The organism is Streptomyces sp. GL_140 (assembly GCF_057834465.1).
The window spans coordinates 5,698,375-5,715,252 of record NZ_CM174404.1; the positions used below are offsets into that span (position 1 = coordinate 5,698,375).

The following is a 16,878-nucleotide window of genomic DNA, read 5'->3' on the forward strand; positions in this document are numbered from 1 at the left end:
CTCACGCGGCTGCCGAACCGGACGGTGGACCGTCGCCGGACAGGAGTTCAACGGCGTTCCCGGCGTCCTGATCAGCACGTTCGGGCAGGAATCGGCTGGCCTTGCCGTTCCAGGTGACGACGAGTTCGTCCCGGGCCCGGGTGGCCGCGACGAAGAGCAGGGAGCGCGCCCTCTGCTGTTCCTGGCGGTAGCGGTCGGGACTGGCCATCCGGTACGCCTCGATCCGCTGGTGCGGTACTTGGCCCTCGCTGACGCCCGCGAGGAAGACCCGCTGGAATTCGAGCCCCTTGAAACGGTGCATCGTGCCGATGCGGACCGTATCGGTGTCCCGGGGGCCGTCCTTGCCGATCTCGGCGGCGGGGATGAGGAACGGCTCGCACGCCAGGGTGTAAGCGAGCTGGGTCACCGATGCTTTGTCCGGCACGCTCACGGCCATCGCCGCGTACGGCGTGCCGTACCGGTCGTGGCGCTCCTTGATCAAGGCGGCGACGGCGCGCATCTCCGTCTGCCAGTCGGGTGCCCGCCAGTACTGGGGTGCCAATCCGGTCAGTACGGACCGGTAGCCGTCGAGACTGTCCGCCCCGTCGTCCAGGTCGTCGAAGGCATCGCCGTGGACCAGGCCGTGTGCGCTGCCCAGGATCTCCCGCGTGGTGCGGTAGTTGAGCGTCAGGCGGCGCGAGGCACGGCCCGGTGTGCTGATGCCGAGCCTGCCGAGCACCACCTGGTGGGAGTAGATGCGCTGGTGTGCGTCCCCCACGAGGAAGATGTCGTCCGGCCCGGGCGCGACCATCGCGCGGAGCATCCGCCAGTGGGAGGCGGACAGGTCCTGCGCCTCGTCGATGACGACGTGCTGGTAGCGGGGCCTCAGCCACATGCCGCTGCCCGCCTCACGGTGGATCAGATCGAGTCCGCCGTGTTCCGCCTTGTAGCGTGCCTGCTCGGCGGCCCTGGCCATCCGGTGGGCCTCGATCCTGGCGGCCTCGTCCGCGATCAGCGCGTACGTCGTCTTCCGGGGATGCCGGGACAGGCTCGCGCGATATGCCTCGACCAGGGACCACACCTGGCGGCGCGCAGGGCGCTGGAGGATACCCCGGCCCTTGCGCTCGGCCCGCACGTACATGTCCAAGTTGCCGAGCCCCTGCGCCAGGATGACGTGCTTGAACTCAGAGTCGAGGAACTCCGCGTCGTAGTCGAACACCCCCACCTCCGCACAGATGGTGTGCCAGAGGTTCATGGCCTCCTCGTCCTCGACAGGCGTCCCGAGCACCGCATGTGGGTGCTCCTGGACCACTTCCCGGGCCAGTTGGTCCACGGACTTGACGTCCACCCGGCGGACCAGCTCGTCGCCGCCGAGCCGGTGCAGCCGCTCCTTGAGGTCGGCGGCGAGGTTCGTGTTGTACGTCGTCAGCAGCACGGGACGGGTATGCCCCGGCGGCAGCTGCGCCACGAGGTGGCGAACCCGGTGCAGGGCCACGACTGTCTTGCCCGTGCCCGGACCGCCGGTGACCTTTGCCGAGCCTTTGAAGGTGGTGGTGGCCAGGCGCTGCTGCTCGGGGTGGAGGAACAACCGCCAGGCGTCGAAGCTGTCGCCGAGCGCATCGAGTACGGCGGCGTCCTCGGTGCTGGCCTGGGAAACGGGCCGACGGGCCGCAGAGGCCCAGTCATGGGGATCGACCACCTCGTCGGCCTGCCACTGGCTCGTGATGAACCGGCGGACTTCGTGCGGCTCCCTCCCGTCATGAAGGGCCAGCAGGACGTCCCGGGTGAGCCCCGGCAGATTGTGACCGAGTAGTGCGTTCAGCTGCCGGGTGTCCGTGATCCGGCGCAGGGCGGGCAGCAGGGAAGCGATCACCCCGAGCCCGATCAGTTCCTCGTCCTCGTAACGGGCGAAGAGGGGGACGGGGAGAGAACGCGGGGGATTTTCATGGGCAAGTACGGGGAGGGGTCCGGCGGATTCGGCCAGCTCCTTCTCCTGCGGGGCCGATGCCTCGCTCTCCCGTACGGGCAGGGCCACGACATTCGCGCTGACCTCGCTCTGGTCGACGAGTTCCACGCCACCTGAGACGGAGTTGATCTCGACAGTCAGCCGGGCGAGCTCTTCCCTGGCCGAGGGACCGACCCGGACGGCCAGCAGACTGAAGCGGTTCTCCTCGGTCTCCAGCAGCAACCCCATCCTGTTGCTGTCGAGCGCGGCGAGGAACAGTCTGCCGTTGTCACCGGCGGCGCGCAGAGGCGTGAGCCGCAGGGCGCGGTTGGACCGGTCGGCGCGCAGCCGGCGGACGAACTCGCCGACCGCGTCCTTGGTCCCCGAATCGAGGCGTCGGATGTCCTCGTTGGCCTGCGGTGCGACAGCGACGCGCGTCCTTACGGCACTGGTCATCCCCGGTCCCCTCCCTCTCCCGCCGCGGACCGCTGCCTCTCGCGCAGCAGTGCCACGAGCTCTTCCTCATCCCAGCCGTCAGGGGCGCGGACGTGCCAACCCGCCTCCAGGCATTGGGACATGTAGCCGCTGTCCGCCGCGTCCTCGGCCAGGACGACGGCGACCTTGTGGTCGGGCCAGGCGAGTTCGAGCGGGCGGGGGATGCCCATGACGTCCCAGCCCGCCGTGGCGGGCACGATGTCTCCGTGCGCCGCAAGCCCCTCGGCCAGCACGATGATCGCCGGATCACCCGCGTAGGACAGTTCTTCGAACACGAGCTTCCACGCAGCCTGCTCGACGGCAGTCCGGGACTCCCCGGAACCGGCGGCCGGAGAGGCGAGGTGCCCGGGGGCGGCCTCGGCTTGCTCCCGTACCTGGTCCTTCGGCGGCACGGAGGCCAGGAAGCCGGTACCGGGCAGGTCTTCGCGCAGCGCAGGCAGCAGACCGCCGGCCCGGATGGCCGTGGCGGCGAGCAGCCCCGCGTCGAAGGCGTCCAGTCCGCTCCGGGCCAACTGGAGGCCGTCGGCGCAGCCGATGCCCGTCGGGTCGAGGAACTGGAGGACGTTCCCCCAGCACAGCCAGGCCTTCCACCGCCTCCGGTGCGCGGGCCCGTCCCCTTGGACGGCCTCGGGCCGGTCGTCTAGAACTGTCAGGGCACTCCACCGCTGGCCCTTGCCAGTGATGTCCACGACGAGGACCAGCGGAAGCCCGGAGGCATCGCTCACCCTGAAGAGGTGCAGGCCCGCGCCGCTCACCGAGGGCGGCTCCTCGCCCCGCAGGGCGGCCTCGATCCAGGACACGGCCGCAGAGGGGTCTGCCTTGGCGGTGTCCTCATTGCGCACGAGCTTCAGCAACCCGCCCACACACTGCTGGGCCAGCGCCTGCCAGCGGCCGAGCGCCGGATCGGCCAGGAAGCCGAGAAGCGATGGGATGGCGCCCGCGAACATCCGGTCGATCTCCGCCGGGTCCTGCCCCTTCCCCTTCCAGGTGATCCGAGCCGCGCCGCCGGGGCTCTTGTCCCCGTCCACCACGTACGGCGGCCAGGCCGTCTGTGCCGAGGGGCCGGCCAGGGCGGGCGCGAGTGCCTTCGCCGCCTCGTCAGCCTCCGCCGCGCCCCGCGCGTCGGAGGCCCTCAGCTCCTGCTCCCAGGCCATGACGTCGTCCCAGGTGATCTGCCAGACGAGGGTTCCGTCGGCGCGCAGCCGGGCCCGCTTGGCCGCGTCCCCTGCGATCCGGTTCGTGGCGGCCGAGGCATGCCAGCGATAGCCGTCGAGGTAGATCGCGACGGACAGCGGAGGCGCTCCGTCACTCGTCGTTTCGCCCGCGACGGGCCTCAGCAGCAGATCGGGCACGGTGCCGTGCTCGTGCAAGGGCTTCTGCGCGACCGACTCCCACCTGATCGGGGAGCCGTCGCGCCGGCGCAGGCTGAACTGCTTGCCCTGGCGTCCCGTCGGCGTCTCCTCGTGCACGACGTCGGCCTGGTTGGCGGGGAGGGCGAGCCAGCGGTCGAAGCACTCGATGAAGCGCCGCTCCAGATCGCTCTGGGCCTGAGCCGCGAAGCGTTCCCGGTCCGTTTCGGCCCGCCGCTCCTCGTCCTTGCGTACTTCCTTGACCGCCCACCGGCTGGACCCGTCCTCGCCGAGGGTGTCGTCGAGCATCCAGAGGGCTTCTTGCCGGTCGAGCAGCGGGTACTCGCGCTCCGGGGCGTAGCCCAGCAGGCACAAGTGGCAGGCGCGACGCCGGCCCTCCTTGCAGGGGCAGTCGCGCAGATAAGCCTGGGCAGCCGCCAGTACGGCCCTGAACTCCTCGCCGTCCTCGCCCTCGACGAGCCGCTGCAAGTATCCGGTTCCGCCGGGCAGGGCGTCGTACAGCACCAGGTAGTGCCGGGTCAGCCCGGTCTCCCGGTCCGGCTCGCTGCTCGGGGTGGAGCGGATGTGGGCGGGATCGCCGCCGTACCGCAGGGCGAGGCCCAGGTGCAGGGCCGCGGAGAACGACGCGAGCCGTTCGGGGACGTGGAGCGTCGCGGCCTGCAGCAGGATGCGCAGTGCCTCCGTCTTGTGCTCGGTGGCGGTGATGACCCGACGGTCCTCGGACTGCACCGGCCGGTCCCGGCGGCGGGTGGTGCACCACGGCCGGTGGTGCGCCAGCTCGGGCCTGTTGGCCAGCGACTCCGTCAGCTCCTCCTGGACGGGGCCGTGTCCGGGCTCGCGGTCGGTGGCCCCACCGCACAGGGGGCAGACGACGAAGGGAGTGAGGGCGACCTGCTCACCGGCGAAGAACGTGTCGGGCCGGCGGTTGTGCTTGGCCGGGCCGAGGTTGAACCGGCGGATGACCGCTTCGCGCACGTGGTCGACACCGAAAGTCGTCCCGGTGTGCCGCCAGCTGTCCTTGATCGCTGACGGTGCGATGTCGACGGCAGTGGTCGTCGTGTAGTGCCGCTGGGTGCGGGAGTCGTGGTCGTCGATGATCCGCGAGTCGTCCCGCTTGTCCCGGGAAGTGACCTTGTGGGGGACGATCACCGTGTGGAGCGCGGACCGCCCGCCGATACCCGGGCCGGCACAGCGGGGGCAGGGTGAGGTGTCGGTCTCGGCGCCGCGCGTGCGGACGTACCCGCATTCCTGGCAGACCCGCCAGGTGAGCAGCGCCGAGCGAGAGTCCTCCTCGCTGCCCGTCTCGCCCTCCTTGGGCCTCGGCCCCAGGTCGAAGCCGTCGATCTCGTGGCGGTAGCCGCGCACGTAGTACGAGTTGCCGGGGGCCAGCTCGGTGAGCGCCGATTCCGAAGGGCGTTGGTACAGCCGGGTCTCGGTACGCCACTGTGACTTCGGCGCGTCACCGGAGCCGTCGGCGGCACCCGCCGCCGTACGGGTGCGCCGGGCGGGTTCCTTGCGGGTCAGCGCGGCTTCCAGCCGCACTCCGTCCTCCACCAGGCTGTAGTTCGGCAGCAGACCCCACTCGACCAGAAACCCCTGGGCGCCGGCCTGGGCGAACTCCTGCAACCGCTTGGCGACGGCGGCCGCGTCGCGCGCGAGGTTCCGCCTCTCCCGCGCCTCGTCCTCCACGTTCTCGTGCAGGGCGTCGACCGCCTCGTTGATCATGGCCCGCCGGTCCACGAGCTCGGCCCGCTCGGCCTCCCAGGCGGTCTCGGCCTTCGTCAGCTCCTCGGCCAGGCCACCGGCGGCGTACCGGCGAAGCGCCTTCCGGGTGTCGCGGGTGACGCCCGAGTCGGCAACCCCCTCGATCTCGGGGAACAGCTTCAGGAACTCATCGACCAGGTCCATCCGGCCGGTCACGGCCTGCCCGAACAGTCGAAGCCAGCCCACCCGGCCGAACAGCGCCGTCACCCTGTCCGGCAACGGCAGCACACCCTCCAGCCGGCCGCGGGCGGCCAGGTCGATCAGGTGCGCGGTGTACTGGCGGCGCAGCAGCTCGCCTGCCGACAGGAAGCAGCCGGGCGGCAGGATCCGCCCCGCGATCAACTGCCGCGGCTCGGCCAGGTGGTAGAGGGCGCGCGGGCTGGTATCGGCGAGGGACACCATGAGGGCGTTGCCCGTCGAACGCCCGGCGCGGCCGACCCGCTGGACGTATCCGGCAGTGCTCGGCGGCAGCGAGGCAAGGATGACCGCCTCCAACTGGCCGATGTCGATGCCCAGTTCCAGTGTGGGCGTGCAGGACAGCACGTTGGGGTCGGTGTGCCCGAGCCCCTGGCGGAAACCCTTCTCGACCTCCTCGCGCTCCTTGCGGCTGAGGACACCGGTGTGTTCGGCCGAGACCACGCTGTACGGGCCCGCTTCCCGGTAAAGGCGGCGGTAGTAGTCCAGGCGGAAGTCACGAACGGCCCGCCCGCCCGCGTGCTCGGACGGAACGGCGAGCTCGCCGGCGCAGCCCTTGAGCGGACACGGCAGCCCCTGCCAGACCGGCACCCGTTCGGGCGGGACGGTCTGGGTCCAGCCGCACTCCGGGCACGCCAGCGCGGCGTGCGCGGTCTGCTCGTCGCTGAGCGGCCGCACCCGGATGTGCCCGGGGGTGAGCCCGTACACGCCGTGGCCCCGGTTGTTCGCCCCTGCCTTGTTCTCGCCGGTACGCCGGTACGCGAGCGCACCGATCTCCTTGCCTGCCAGCAGCGGCAGCAGCTCGGCCAGGTACCCGGCGGCCAGGTCGCGGTCCATGCCCAGGCAGCGCTCGGCGAAGTCGGTGTACCAGCTCTCCTTGGTGTCGACCCGGTCGAAGTCGCTGCGACCGCTGCGCGCCCCGACGAGCACGAACGCGGGCGCGTCCGAATTCCGCCCGAAGGCCTGCATGCCCTCCGGGCGTCCGGTCCAGATCGAGTAGCGGCTGCGGCCCTCGTTCTCTATGAAGGCGTCCAACCAATGGTGCTGGACACCACCGCTGACGCGCACGTGCTCCAGCAGCCCGCGGACGAACCCTTCGAAGCGCCGCCGCCGTTCGGGCCCGGTGGGCGGCAGCGTGGGCTTCGGCGCCGGGGCCACCCCTTCGTCCGCCTCGGCCGACGGCTCGGCCTCGGCATCCACCGGCAGCTGCCGGCTCAGGTGCACCTCGTACAGACCCTCCGCGGTCTTCGCCGCGAGGTCGGGGTCCGCGAGCCGCACCTCGGCGGCCACCGTACGCGTGAGCTCCAGGGTCCGGCCCATCCTGGAATTCAGCCCGAACTCCAGGAGCGTGTTGAAGGCGAGCCGCTCCCCGACCAGGTCCCAAGTCCCGGCGGGCAGCCGCTTCTTCCCGGCCAGCAGCCGCTTCACCCGGTCCACGTCGTGCAGGTCGGGCGGTACCACGGAGGAGAGGAGCTTCTCCTGGTCCACTGAGGCGCGCCGCACCAGCGCCGCGATCAGCTCGTTGAGCGGAACCCCGTCCGCGGCGAACTCGGGCACCTGGGCCGTCCGCTCCTCCAGCTGCTCGTGCACGAGCGAGCGCAGCGAGAACTTCCAGGCACGGCTCGACACGAAGCCGGCCCGGTGGGCGGCGTCCTGCACCGAGTCGTTGAAGATCAGCGTCCGGCGCCGGTCCCTGCCCTCCTCGTCCCTCTTGGGCAGCTCCCCGCCGGTGAACAGCTGGGTGACCGCGACCGAGGCGAGCGGGGCCACACCGGCACCCAGGAAGCGGATGCCTTGCGCCTGCCCGCAGGCGGGACAGCGGTCCTGCCGCGCGTACTCGTCCTGGTCGGGGGTGTCGTACCAGACCTTGACGAAGACACCGTTCTCCGGTGCCTCGGCGATCGAGCCGTCGGCGCGGAGCACCTCGTCGGGGTCGATGCGCCGCAGTGCCTCGCCGCTGTCCTCCAGCACGAGCACGCTGGCCTCGCGGGTCGCGGACCGGCGTCCGCGCCGGGTGCTGCGAGCCAGTGCCTGGCGCGCCTGCTCGGCCGCCTCGGCGGGGGTGGCCGCGATGAGGGCCCGGACCCGGGCCTTTCCGCTGCCCACGCTCTGCCGGTAGATCTGGTCCGGCGCGCTCTCCAGGGACATGGGGTTGCGCTCGGGGCAGACGGCGCTCCAGCCGGAGCGTCCGCAGTGCCGGCAGTACGCGGACGGCAGCCGCCCGGAGCGTGCCACCGAGCGGCGTCGTTCCTCTTGCGCGGCGGACGCGACGGCAGCGGCGGCGGCCTGATCGGTGTCCGACCAGGAGAAGACCGGCCGGGGCGCGACGAACCGCAGCACCCGGGACAGGGACCGGACCCACAGGTGCGTCTCGACGAGCAGCAGCGGCCGCTCCCGGTCCGCGGGGGCATCCGGATCACGGGCCACCGAGATCAGGGCGACGAACCGGGCCAGCGCCTCGGCGGCGGTCTCGGGATCCTGGGTCGCGGCCACGCGCCACGCGGAGCTCGCGGGGAAGGCGCCGAGTATTTCCACGGCGGTCAGCGGCTGGTCCAGGTCCCGCGCGAGCAACTCGTGCGTCAGCGGATGGGCGAGCAGCCGGCGCCCGAGCTCGCGGGGGTCCGAGGCATCGCAGCCGAGGACTGCCTTGGCGATCGCGTCCAGACCGTCCGGGCCCGGGGCGGGATCGGGCAGGGCCGCCAGCTCTGCGGGGGAGGGCAGCGGCAGGGTCAGGTCCGCAGGACGGAGGAAGGCGTTCAGATCCCGCCGCTCCTCACCGATGACCGCATCATCGGGGAACCGCACGCCGAACACCTGCGAGGCCACGTCGAGCATCGCCCGTGGCCCGGCCCCGCCCGCCACCTGGTTGTCCTTGACCGCCGCCTCGCCGAGGGTCGCCGAGGTCGCCACCGGGCAGATCGATCCGAGCGGCCGTCCCTCCTCGGCCGCCCCGAGGACCGCCCCGAGCCGGCGCAGCAACATGGCCACGTCGGTGCCCTGGGCGCCGTCGTAGGTGTGGAACTCGTCGATCACGATGTACGCCACGTCGGCGTCCGCCCACAGCGGGGCGTCCTGCTGGCGCTGGAGGAGGAGGTCGAGCATCTTGTAGTTGGTGATCAGGATGTCCGGCGGATTGCGCCGGATCTCGGCCCGCTCGACCATGACCCGGCCGTAGGGGGAGCCGTTCTTCGTCGAACTGGCCTCACCGATGTAGAGCCCGGCGGTGACGTCGGCGAGCCGCTCGTCCTTGTCCAGGAGATCACCGAGTCGGCCGGCCTGGTCGCCCGCCAGGGCGTTCATCGGATACAGCAGGACGGCCTTGACCCCCGGCTTCCCGGCCGCCTTCGCCCGCCGGCAGTGGTCGATCACGGGAAGGAGGAAGGACTCGGTCTTGCCGGAACCGGTACCCGTGGTGATCAAGGTCGGCTGCGGAACGTGCCCACCCTTGGTCGTGAGCCTGGCGAAGGCCTCGGCCTGATGCGCGTACGGCCGGAAATCGCCGCCCTGCCACCAGTCGAGGTGCTGCTGCCAGTCGCCCTCGGCGGTCCGGAAGGGCCGACGGATCCTGAGGTAGGGCCCGCGGAAGAGGCCGTCGGCGGGATCGGTCAGGAAGTCGGTGAGCGCACGCTGGGTCTCGGGCTCGGCGAGGGCGAAGGTCGTCGTCAGGTACTCGACCGTCGTATCGCGCAGTGCCTGCGCGGCGAGTGTGGGTCGCATGGCCTCGCAGGCCCTCCCGTTCGGTACGACTGCGACACCGACCCCGACGGCTTCGGACTCGTGTAAGTGATCACGTCGATGATGTCGTCCACCTTACGCGCGAGGTCTGACACCGCAGCCGGTTTCAGCCGGAACCGGCTGATGGGAGGGGTTACGGCAGCTCGTACTCCGCCCAGACGGTCTTCCCCGGCCCACCGTCTGCGCGAGGGCTCCAGGCCCAGCGGGTGGACAGGGCGGCGACGATGGGGAGGCCGTGGCCGGACTCGGGGAGCGGGGCGGTTGCTCGCGCCGTGGGGATGCGTTCTGCCCGGGTGTCGGTGACCTCGATACGGAGAGTGGTGATGGTGCCGGCCAGCGCGAGGCGGAAGTCCCGGCCGGGTACGTGGCCGTGGCGGACGGCGTTGGCGCACAGCTCGGCCACGATCAGCGTGACGTCGTCGTGGGCGATCGAGTCGTACGGGTGCCCCCATGCGTCCAAGCGGACGGCAGCGAGACGCCGGGCGAGGCGGGCGCCGCGTGGGGTGGAGCTGAAACGCATGCTGAAGTGGTGGGTGGGGTTGCCGAGTTGGGTGGGGGTGGCCGGGGCGGCGGGTTGTTCCATCATGCGGACAACCCTTCCGGCGGTGGCGTAGCGTGACCAGTCGTGACGCACTGACGCGGGCTGCTTGTACGCGGTGATGCGTGACCTGTACGTGGGCCAGTGCGTGTCGGACGGGCGGTGGGGCCGGTGGAGCAGGATGTTGGTCCGGAGGGCGGGTCGGAGGACCAGCGCCCGGAGGACGACGATCCCGGGTCGGGGATCGTCACGGCGTTCGGGCAGTTGTTGAAGCTGGTGCGGGTGGCGGCGGGGATGGAGCGGGCCGAACTCGGGGCGCGTCTCGGCTACTCGGCTTCGACCATCGCCTCGTACGAGCAGGGGCGGCGCATTCCGCAGCCGGACTTCATCGACCGGGCGGATGAGGTGCTGGGCGCCGGGGGTGTGTTGAAAACCCTGAAGGAGGAGATGGCCCGGGCGCAGTATCCGGCGTTCTTCCGTGACGCGGCGCGGCTGGAGGCTCGGGCGATCGCCCTCTCTGTTTACGCCGTGTACGCGGTGCCGGGCTTGTTGCAGACGGAGGAGTACGCGCGGGCGGTGTTCCGCATGCAGCGACCGCTGCTGGACGACGACGTCATCGAACAACGCTTGGCGGCCCGTTTGGGGAGGCAGGTCATCTATGACCGACGGCCTGCGCCCCTTCTGAGCTTCGTCATCGAGGAGTCCGCTCTCAGGAGGCCAATGGGCGGGTGGTCGACGTTGTTAGGGCAACTGGAGCAGATCTTGCTCATCAGTCAGAAGCGAAACGTAGAAATCCAGGTGATGCCCACGGATCGGGAGGATCATGGCGCACTCGGCGGGCCGTTCAGCCTGATCGACACCGCGCAGGGTCAGCGCATTGCCTATGCCGAAGTCCAGGACGAGAGCCGCCTGTACACGAGCCAAGCGACGGTCCGGGTGATCGAGTCCCGCTATGGCATCATCCGATCCCAGGCACTCACCCCGCGTGAGTCGTCGGCGTTCATCGAGAAACTGCTGGGAGAGAGATGACCATTCAGCGCACTGAACCAGCTGTCCCGGGGGCGGCGTGGTTCACGAGCAGCTACAGCACGGGCAATGGCGGCGAGTGCGTGGAGGTCGCGACCGCTGGCGGCTCCGTGCACGTCCGGGACTCGAAGGACCTCGCGGGCCCGATCGTCACGGTGTCGCCAGAAGCGTGGACGGGCCTGGTAGCCCTCGCCGCCACCCGCCTGGCCTGACCGGTCCTCTTTGTCCGGAGCCCTGCCGCCTGTGTCAGCGCGGCAGGGCTCCGGGCATCTCAGCCCGTTCTACTGCTCAGCGGAGCCGGGCGCTTCGGTGTCCCCGGGCTCCCAGCCGGCCGCCCGCAGCCGCCGCGTGAACTCGGCGTGCGCGGCCCGCATCTCCTTCACGCGGTCCGCACGGTAGAGCGGCCCTTCATATCCGTCGGGCACGGTCGCTTCGAGCGGGAAGTTCTCGTGCGAGCTGAGTTGCTTCCATGCGTCCTTGGGCTGGCCGTAACCGTGCTGCTGGTGTGCCTTGGCGATCCGCCGCCCGGTCGCGTCGAACCACATGTTCTCCTCGTACTGCTGGAGCACGGGGAAGCGCGCCCGGTACATGGCAACGAGCTCATCCGCGCTGATCCCGAGCCACACCGCCACGAGTGCGTCGATCTCCACGAGCGCTGCGCGCCGTGCGATTTCACTCCGAAGCGGGGTGTCGCGAGTCCAGGCCGCAGTGACGCCCTCGGCGAGAGGGGGCAGCATGGAGCGCCAGACGGGCGTGGCCCATGAATCGCCCTGCCGCATATTGTCGTGAAGATCTCTCCACAGCGCGGCGTACGCATCGCTTTGGCAGTTTAGGCGGAGCGTCCGGAGGAGGAGATCTGCGCTCAGAGGGTGTACGGGCGAAGGCGCCGGAAGTCGTTTGGCCTCTGATGTATCGAGGTTCTTCGTGTTCGTGGAGCGAAGTAGATAGTCGGAAGGCAGCGCGGCAAAGAATCCGGCCACTAGGGCCGTATCGACTTGGCTCTCTACGGTGAGGCTCCTGATGCCGTGAATATGACTGGGGCCAGGTGGTAGCAGGCTTGCAAAGAAGCTGCGTTCAGTGTCGTGCGGGATCATTTGACGCCAGGCGACCCGATAGAATTCAGTATAGGGAACCTCGCATTCCGCTTGAAGCCATGCCTGCACTTGAGTGTCGAATGAGTCTCCGGTGAGTTCGGAGTTGAGTTCACGTACGGCATTTTCGGCTGTCGCCAATTTTACCGGGTCTTCTGTTGCGCGATCGAATGCGTCGCGGTCCAGCCACTTGCTTTGAGCTGCTTTGAACTCTGGCATGGATTTCCTGCGACGGTAGCTCGTGCGAGGGATAGCGTTGTGAGGCATCTCTGAATGGTTCCACGCTTCAAGGTCTGTCGACGTGCGCGCATTCTTGATGGGCTGCTTCGCGAAAGGCGTCGCAATTCCAAAGAATGGACCCTGGAGGATTACGTCATCCCAGGTTTCTACCGGACCAGAATTCCATTCGAAATAACCCGAAGCGCGATCGTTCTTTTCGTCGAAACCGCGGGTAATGCGCGGTCCTAGTGCGCCAAGCTTGAATGGCCACTTGGCGAGCGCCGAGATGGCGGATTCTTCGGAAACGGTCACCGGGAACAGCAGTTTGGTCTCGTCGGCGGGTGATGGTACCTCGTCGCCCGTCAGCTTTTGCCATTTTGTGAGGGTAGAACGGTCTACTGTGATGATCCGGTCATGGTGTGGGCGCGTGTCCCACGTACCCTGATGCTTGATGCCAGGCGTGGGGCCTGAGCCATCGTGTCGAACTGAATGGGTGAGCATTAGGGGGTGGAAGAGCCAGCTGATGTGTTGGAAATGGATCTCCCGGAGTGTGCTGTAGATGTTCATGCTGAAGTGTGTGGTGTGGCCAACAGGTGGGGCGAATAGGAGTTTTGCATTCACGAAATCTGCATGCAATCGAAGGTGCCGGTAAGCGGCTCGCCGTAGCCTTCTATCCTTTGCTCCAGTGAGATGCGTTGCGGGGTGGATCAATCCGGCGACCCCCTTGTCGCCGGTAGTGCGCCAGGACACCAGCATGAATGCCCGATACAGGTCGGGCTGCGTCCCGACCAGCTCGGGGTAGTTGTCCGCCGAGGACAGGAACTCGGACATCGCCGCCGAGTCTGCCAGCTCCCCCAGGAACGCCGTTCGGGCGTCCGATTGCTCCAAGACCGCCGCCTTGAGATCGGCCCACGCCTCGTTGCTCGGCTTCTCCGCAAGCTCGAACCACGGCTCGAACTCCGCCAGGACTCCAGCTTCCTTCCACTCCTGCTTGACCCACGGCGGGTTCCCCACCATCAGGTCGAAGCCGCCCTCCGCGAACACGTGCGCAAGGTCCAGCTCCCAGTGGAAGAAGCCGCGCTCCTTCGCGATGCGGACGGCCGTCCCGTGCCAGGGGAAGAGGTCCCCGACGTTCGAGAACTCCACCCACGCCGACAGCTCGATCATCTTCTCGTCGAGGGTCTTCTCCACGAGGTCGAGATCCTTGAGGTCCTTGACCTCGGGGATCACGAACAGCGTGCTCGCGCCCTCGCCCGAGTCGACATCCACGCTCCCGACGAGGGCCTCGGCGAACTCGATCCAGTCATCCAGGGACCTCAGGGCCACCTTCCGGTCCTGGCTGCCGCCCTTCTTGATCTTCTTGAGGTCTCGGTCGCCGAGGAAGTAATCCGGCGCGGACCCGTCCAGCAGCGACACCTCCTCCAGCGGCCAGAACCACAGCGCGCACCACGCGTCCATGACCTGCTTGAGCCGCCAGTACGGGCTGCCCTCCACCCGCAGCGCCTGCCGGACCGCGTCCCGGTCCATGACCGGACCGGACTGCTCCGTGCCACCCGGCGCGACACCCCACACCGGGATCCCGCGCGAGATCTCCTGCTCCGACAGCTTCAGCCGCAGCTGAACCAGGTCCCACAGGTACTCCACCCGTTCCGCGAGCGCCCGCAGCCGGCTGGTCTGGTAGCGGCCGGTTCCCGCGTCTTCCTCGTCCGGGGTCGCGGCCACCGCCTTCGCGGGCTTCGAGGCCTTTGCGGGGGTCTGCTCCTCGACCGCGTCGAAGCCGGGCTGGTCCCAGATCGGGAGGCCCAGGTCGAAGGCGCCCTGGCCGGAGCGCTCCTCCGCCGCGATCGTCTTCGCCTTCGTCGTCGTCGGCGCCTTCTCCCCGCCCTTCTTCGGCGCGCCCTTCGGCGATCGCCGAATGCCCGAGCGCCACTTCTTCATCGCCTCGATGAGCTCCGGCTCCAGCCAGTCCGCGACGGCGCCCGCCACCACACTCTGACCGGTGCTCTTGCGCACCGACACCGACTCGCCGACCGACCCCCACCCCAGCGCCGGCACCAGGAACTGGTGCACCGACCGCCCCGGCAGCTTCTCCGTCAGCGGCACCACCCTCGGGGCCTCCTGGGCGGAAGGCTTCAGCCAGCCGCCCTTGCTCAGCGTCTGCCCGGGGTAGACCTTCCGCGCGGCCCCGATCAGCGAGTTGCCCCGGTGCAGGTGAAGCCCGTACCAAGGCGCCCGCATCCCCGGGTACATGGTGTTGAGCCACAGCGAGATCTCCGCCAGCTCCACCGCCGTCTTGTTGAGGTCGACCCCGTACGCGTTGTGCAGGGCGATGTACGCCTTCACCTTCTGGAGCTCGCGCGGGTACTCCTCCGGGTCGATCTGCTCGCCCCGCTCGTGCTGCGCCAGCTTCAGGTACAGCTCCGAAAGCTGGTTGACGGCCTCGTTGAGGAACGCCCCCGACCCCAGGGCCGGTTCGCACACGCGCCACCGCAGCACCTCCGCCGCCGTGACCGCCAGCTTCGGTGACTTCTCCGGCTCGCGCGGGTCGATCTCCCCGTCGTCGTCCAGCCGGAACCGCAGCGTCTGCTCGACCGTCGCCTGGGTCAGGGACTCCGGCGTGTAGTACGAGGCACTGGTCTGCCGGTCGCGTCCGGCGAGCCGGTAGACGTACGACCCGACCGGGTGGATAACCGAAGCCGGCTCACCCGTCTCCGGGTCGATGCCGTCCTTGACGAAGACGCTGTCGCCCGCCGTGTCCGCGTACAGCCTCGACCGGACCTGGCTGGCGGTGATCAGCCAGGAGCCGCCCTCCGGGTTCCCGCCCTTGGCGACCTCGTACAGGGCCTCCGTGGCGATGAAACCGGTGTACGACATCAGCCCCTCGTACACCGCGCCCAGGTGGTTGATGCTGAGGTTGGCGTAGCTGATGAAGCCACCGCGGCTCTTGCCGCGTCCCTCCACGAGGGTGAGGTGGCGCAGGACTTGGTGCAGCACCTTGTTGCGCAGCCGGAGGTCCAGCGGCTTGGCGGGTGCCGGGGAGCCGTCCGGGCGCTCGCCGTACGGGTAGGCGATCTTCTTGCCGACGAGGTGTATCGACTCGGGGTCGAAGAGCCGGGAGCGCAGGGCCTCGATGCGGACGCCCTCGTAGCCGTCGTCCTCGGCGAGCGCCGGCGCCTCCTCGCGTACGGCGTCCCGGCTGGTGACCGTGTCCGCCACGGGGTGGCCGGTGAACACCTTCTCGAAGAGCAGGGCCAGCGACTCGTGGAAGTGGTGACCGTTCCGGGAGCCGCTGCCCAGCTTCTCCTGGACGACGAGCTCCCGCAGCCGGGCCACGCTGTAGCCGGTCGCGTACTCCTCGCTCTTCACCGGCAGGATGCTGAGCTCGGGCCGCGCCTCCGCGTACAGCAGGAAGAGGATCCGGTACAGGTAGCGCAGCGACTCCTCGGTGAGGAGCCTCGGCAGGTCGCCGGGCTCCTTGAGGACCTCCGGCAGCCACTCCGGGAGGTCCTCCGGGTGGACGCCGTGCTCGGTGCGGGCGAGCTCCAGGACCTCGTTCGCGATCAGCTGGACGGACTTCTGCAGGCCCACGCGCAGTTCGGCGGTCACCCCTACCGAGTGGTCCCGGGACTCCGCCACCAGCTTGGCGATCTCGTCGTCCGAGCCGTCGTCGCCGGGGCGCAGCGAGGACGCGGCGAAGATCGCCGCGATCAGGTCGATCTCATTCGCCTTCGCGCCCTTGGCGGCCTTGCGGGGCAGGGCCGTGTCCAGGTTCACGGCGAGGTAGCGACCCCGGGAGAACGCCTCGCGGTCGGCCAGGATGATGATGCCGCCGAAGAGGAGGAGGGCGTAGCGCGGAGCGTTCTCGCCGTTCAGCAGCCAGGAGGCCAGCTCGCGGACCGTGGCCAGCGTCTTGGACGCGGACACCCGGACGGGCGCGGGCAGCCGGTTGGCCTGACCGTCACCCCGTGTGGCGTCCAGGTCCTCGGCGAAACCGCCGGTCAGGACCACGATGCCCGGCTCGTGGTGGGCCACCGGCGCGGCGACCTGGCCGGTCGGGGTACGGACCGTGAAGTGACCGGGCGCGGGTACGAAGCCGAGGGCCTCCAGCACCCGCGTGTGCCAGCCGGCCAGGGCCGTCCGCCACTCGCCCTCGGGAGTGTTGTCGGCTTCGCTCGATGCGGGAGAGGGCTGGAAGGCCGGCGCCTCCGCCTCCGGGCCCAGGGCTTTCAGTACGGCCGCGGCCGCCTCCTGGGCGGCGACGGCGCGCGCGTACGGCAGGGGGTTGTACTTCTCCGCGTCGGCTCCGAGCGCCGCCCGTACGTCCATGTACGGGCGTGTCAGGTCGCGCAGACTCTGCCGGGGCGTGGCCTGCCCCTGGCGCTCCATCGCGGCCCACTCCTTCAGCGGGCCGCCGGCGAGCTGCTTGGGCAGGATGTCGTCCAGGTAGAACGAGGGGAAGTACTCGCTCTCGTTGATCAGGGAGTCGAACGTCACGCCTGCTGCTCCTGCTCGCTGTTCCTG

The 16,878-nt window shown here is 69.7% G+C and carries 6 protein-coding genes; 2 read left to right on the plus strand and 4 right to left on the minus strand.

Annotated elements, in window-relative coordinates; translation table 11 throughout:
* Position 1 precedes the first annotated feature (1 nt).
* From AC3IYJ_RS26525 to AC3IYJ_RS26535, 3 genes are all read right to left on the minus strand, one after another.
* Positions 2-2,380 (minus strand): UvrD-helicase domain-containing protein, encoded by a 2,379-nt coding sequence (locus tag AC3IYJ_RS26525; RefSeq protein ID WP_489397240.1) that lies wholly within the window; start codon positions 2,378-2,380, stop codon positions 2-4.
* Positions 2,377-9,465 (minus strand): DEAD/DEAH box helicase, encoded by a 7,089-nt coding sequence (locus tag AC3IYJ_RS26530; RefSeq protein ID WP_489397241.1) that lies wholly within the window; start codon positions 9,463-9,465, stop codon positions 2,377-2,379. Before AC3IYJ_RS26530 ends, AC3IYJ_RS26525 begins: the two co-directional genes overlap by 4 nt.
* Before the next feature lie 151 nt (positions 9,466-9,616).
* Positions 9,617-10,069 carry an ATP-binding protein gene (locus AC3IYJ_RS26535; protein ID WP_489397242.1) on the minus strand — a complete coding sequence of 151 codons (453 nt, stop codon included), beginning with the start codon at positions 10,067-10,069 and terminating at the stop codon, positions 9,617-9,619.
* 123 nt (positions 10,070-10,192) lie between these two features.
* On the opposite strand from AC3IYJ_RS26535, the gene AC3IYJ_RS26540 reads away from it, so the two are divergent.
* Positions 10,193-11,050 carry a helix-turn-helix domain-containing protein gene (locus tag AC3IYJ_RS26540; RefSeq protein WP_489397243.1) on the plus strand — a complete coding sequence of 286 codons (858 nt, stop codon included), beginning with the start codon at positions 10,193-10,195 and terminating at the stop codon, positions 11,048-11,050.
* Positions 11,047-11,259: a DUF397 domain-containing protein gene (locus tag AC3IYJ_RS26545; protein WP_489397244.1), complete on the plus strand. Its 213-nt coding sequence runs from the start codon at positions 11,047-11,049 to the stop codon at positions 11,257-11,259. Before AC3IYJ_RS26540 ends, AC3IYJ_RS26545 begins: the two co-directional genes overlap by 4 nt.
* A 69-nt stretch (positions 11,260-11,328) precedes the next feature.
* Here AC3IYJ_RS26545 and AC3IYJ_RS26550 read toward each other — a convergent pair whose 3' ends face one another.
* Positions 11,329-16,851 carry an Eco57I restriction-modification methylase domain-containing protein gene (locus tag AC3IYJ_RS26550; RefSeq protein WP_489397245.1) on the minus strand — a complete coding sequence of 1,841 codons (5,523 nt, stop codon included), beginning with the start codon at positions 16,849-16,851 and terminating at the stop codon, positions 11,329-11,331.
* Between the last annotated feature and the right edge of the window lie 27 nt (positions 16,852-16,878).

Coding starts and splice junctions, on each gene's coding strand:
- AC3IYJ_RS26525 (WP_489397240.1), bottom strand. CDS start 2,380: ATGACCAGTGCCGTAAGGACGCGCGTCGCTGTCGCACCGCAGGCCAAC.
- AC3IYJ_RS26530 (WP_489397241.1), bottom strand. CDS start 9,465: ATGCGACCCACACTCGCCGCGCAGGCACTGCGCGATACGACGGTCGAG.
- AC3IYJ_RS26535 (WP_489397242.1), bottom strand. CDS start 10,069: ATGATGGAACAACCCGCCGCCCCGGCCACCCCCACCCAACTCGGCAAC.
- AC3IYJ_RS26545 (WP_489397244.1), top strand. CDS start 11,047: ATGACCATTCAGCGCACTGAACCAGCTGTCCCGGGGGCGGCGTGGTTC.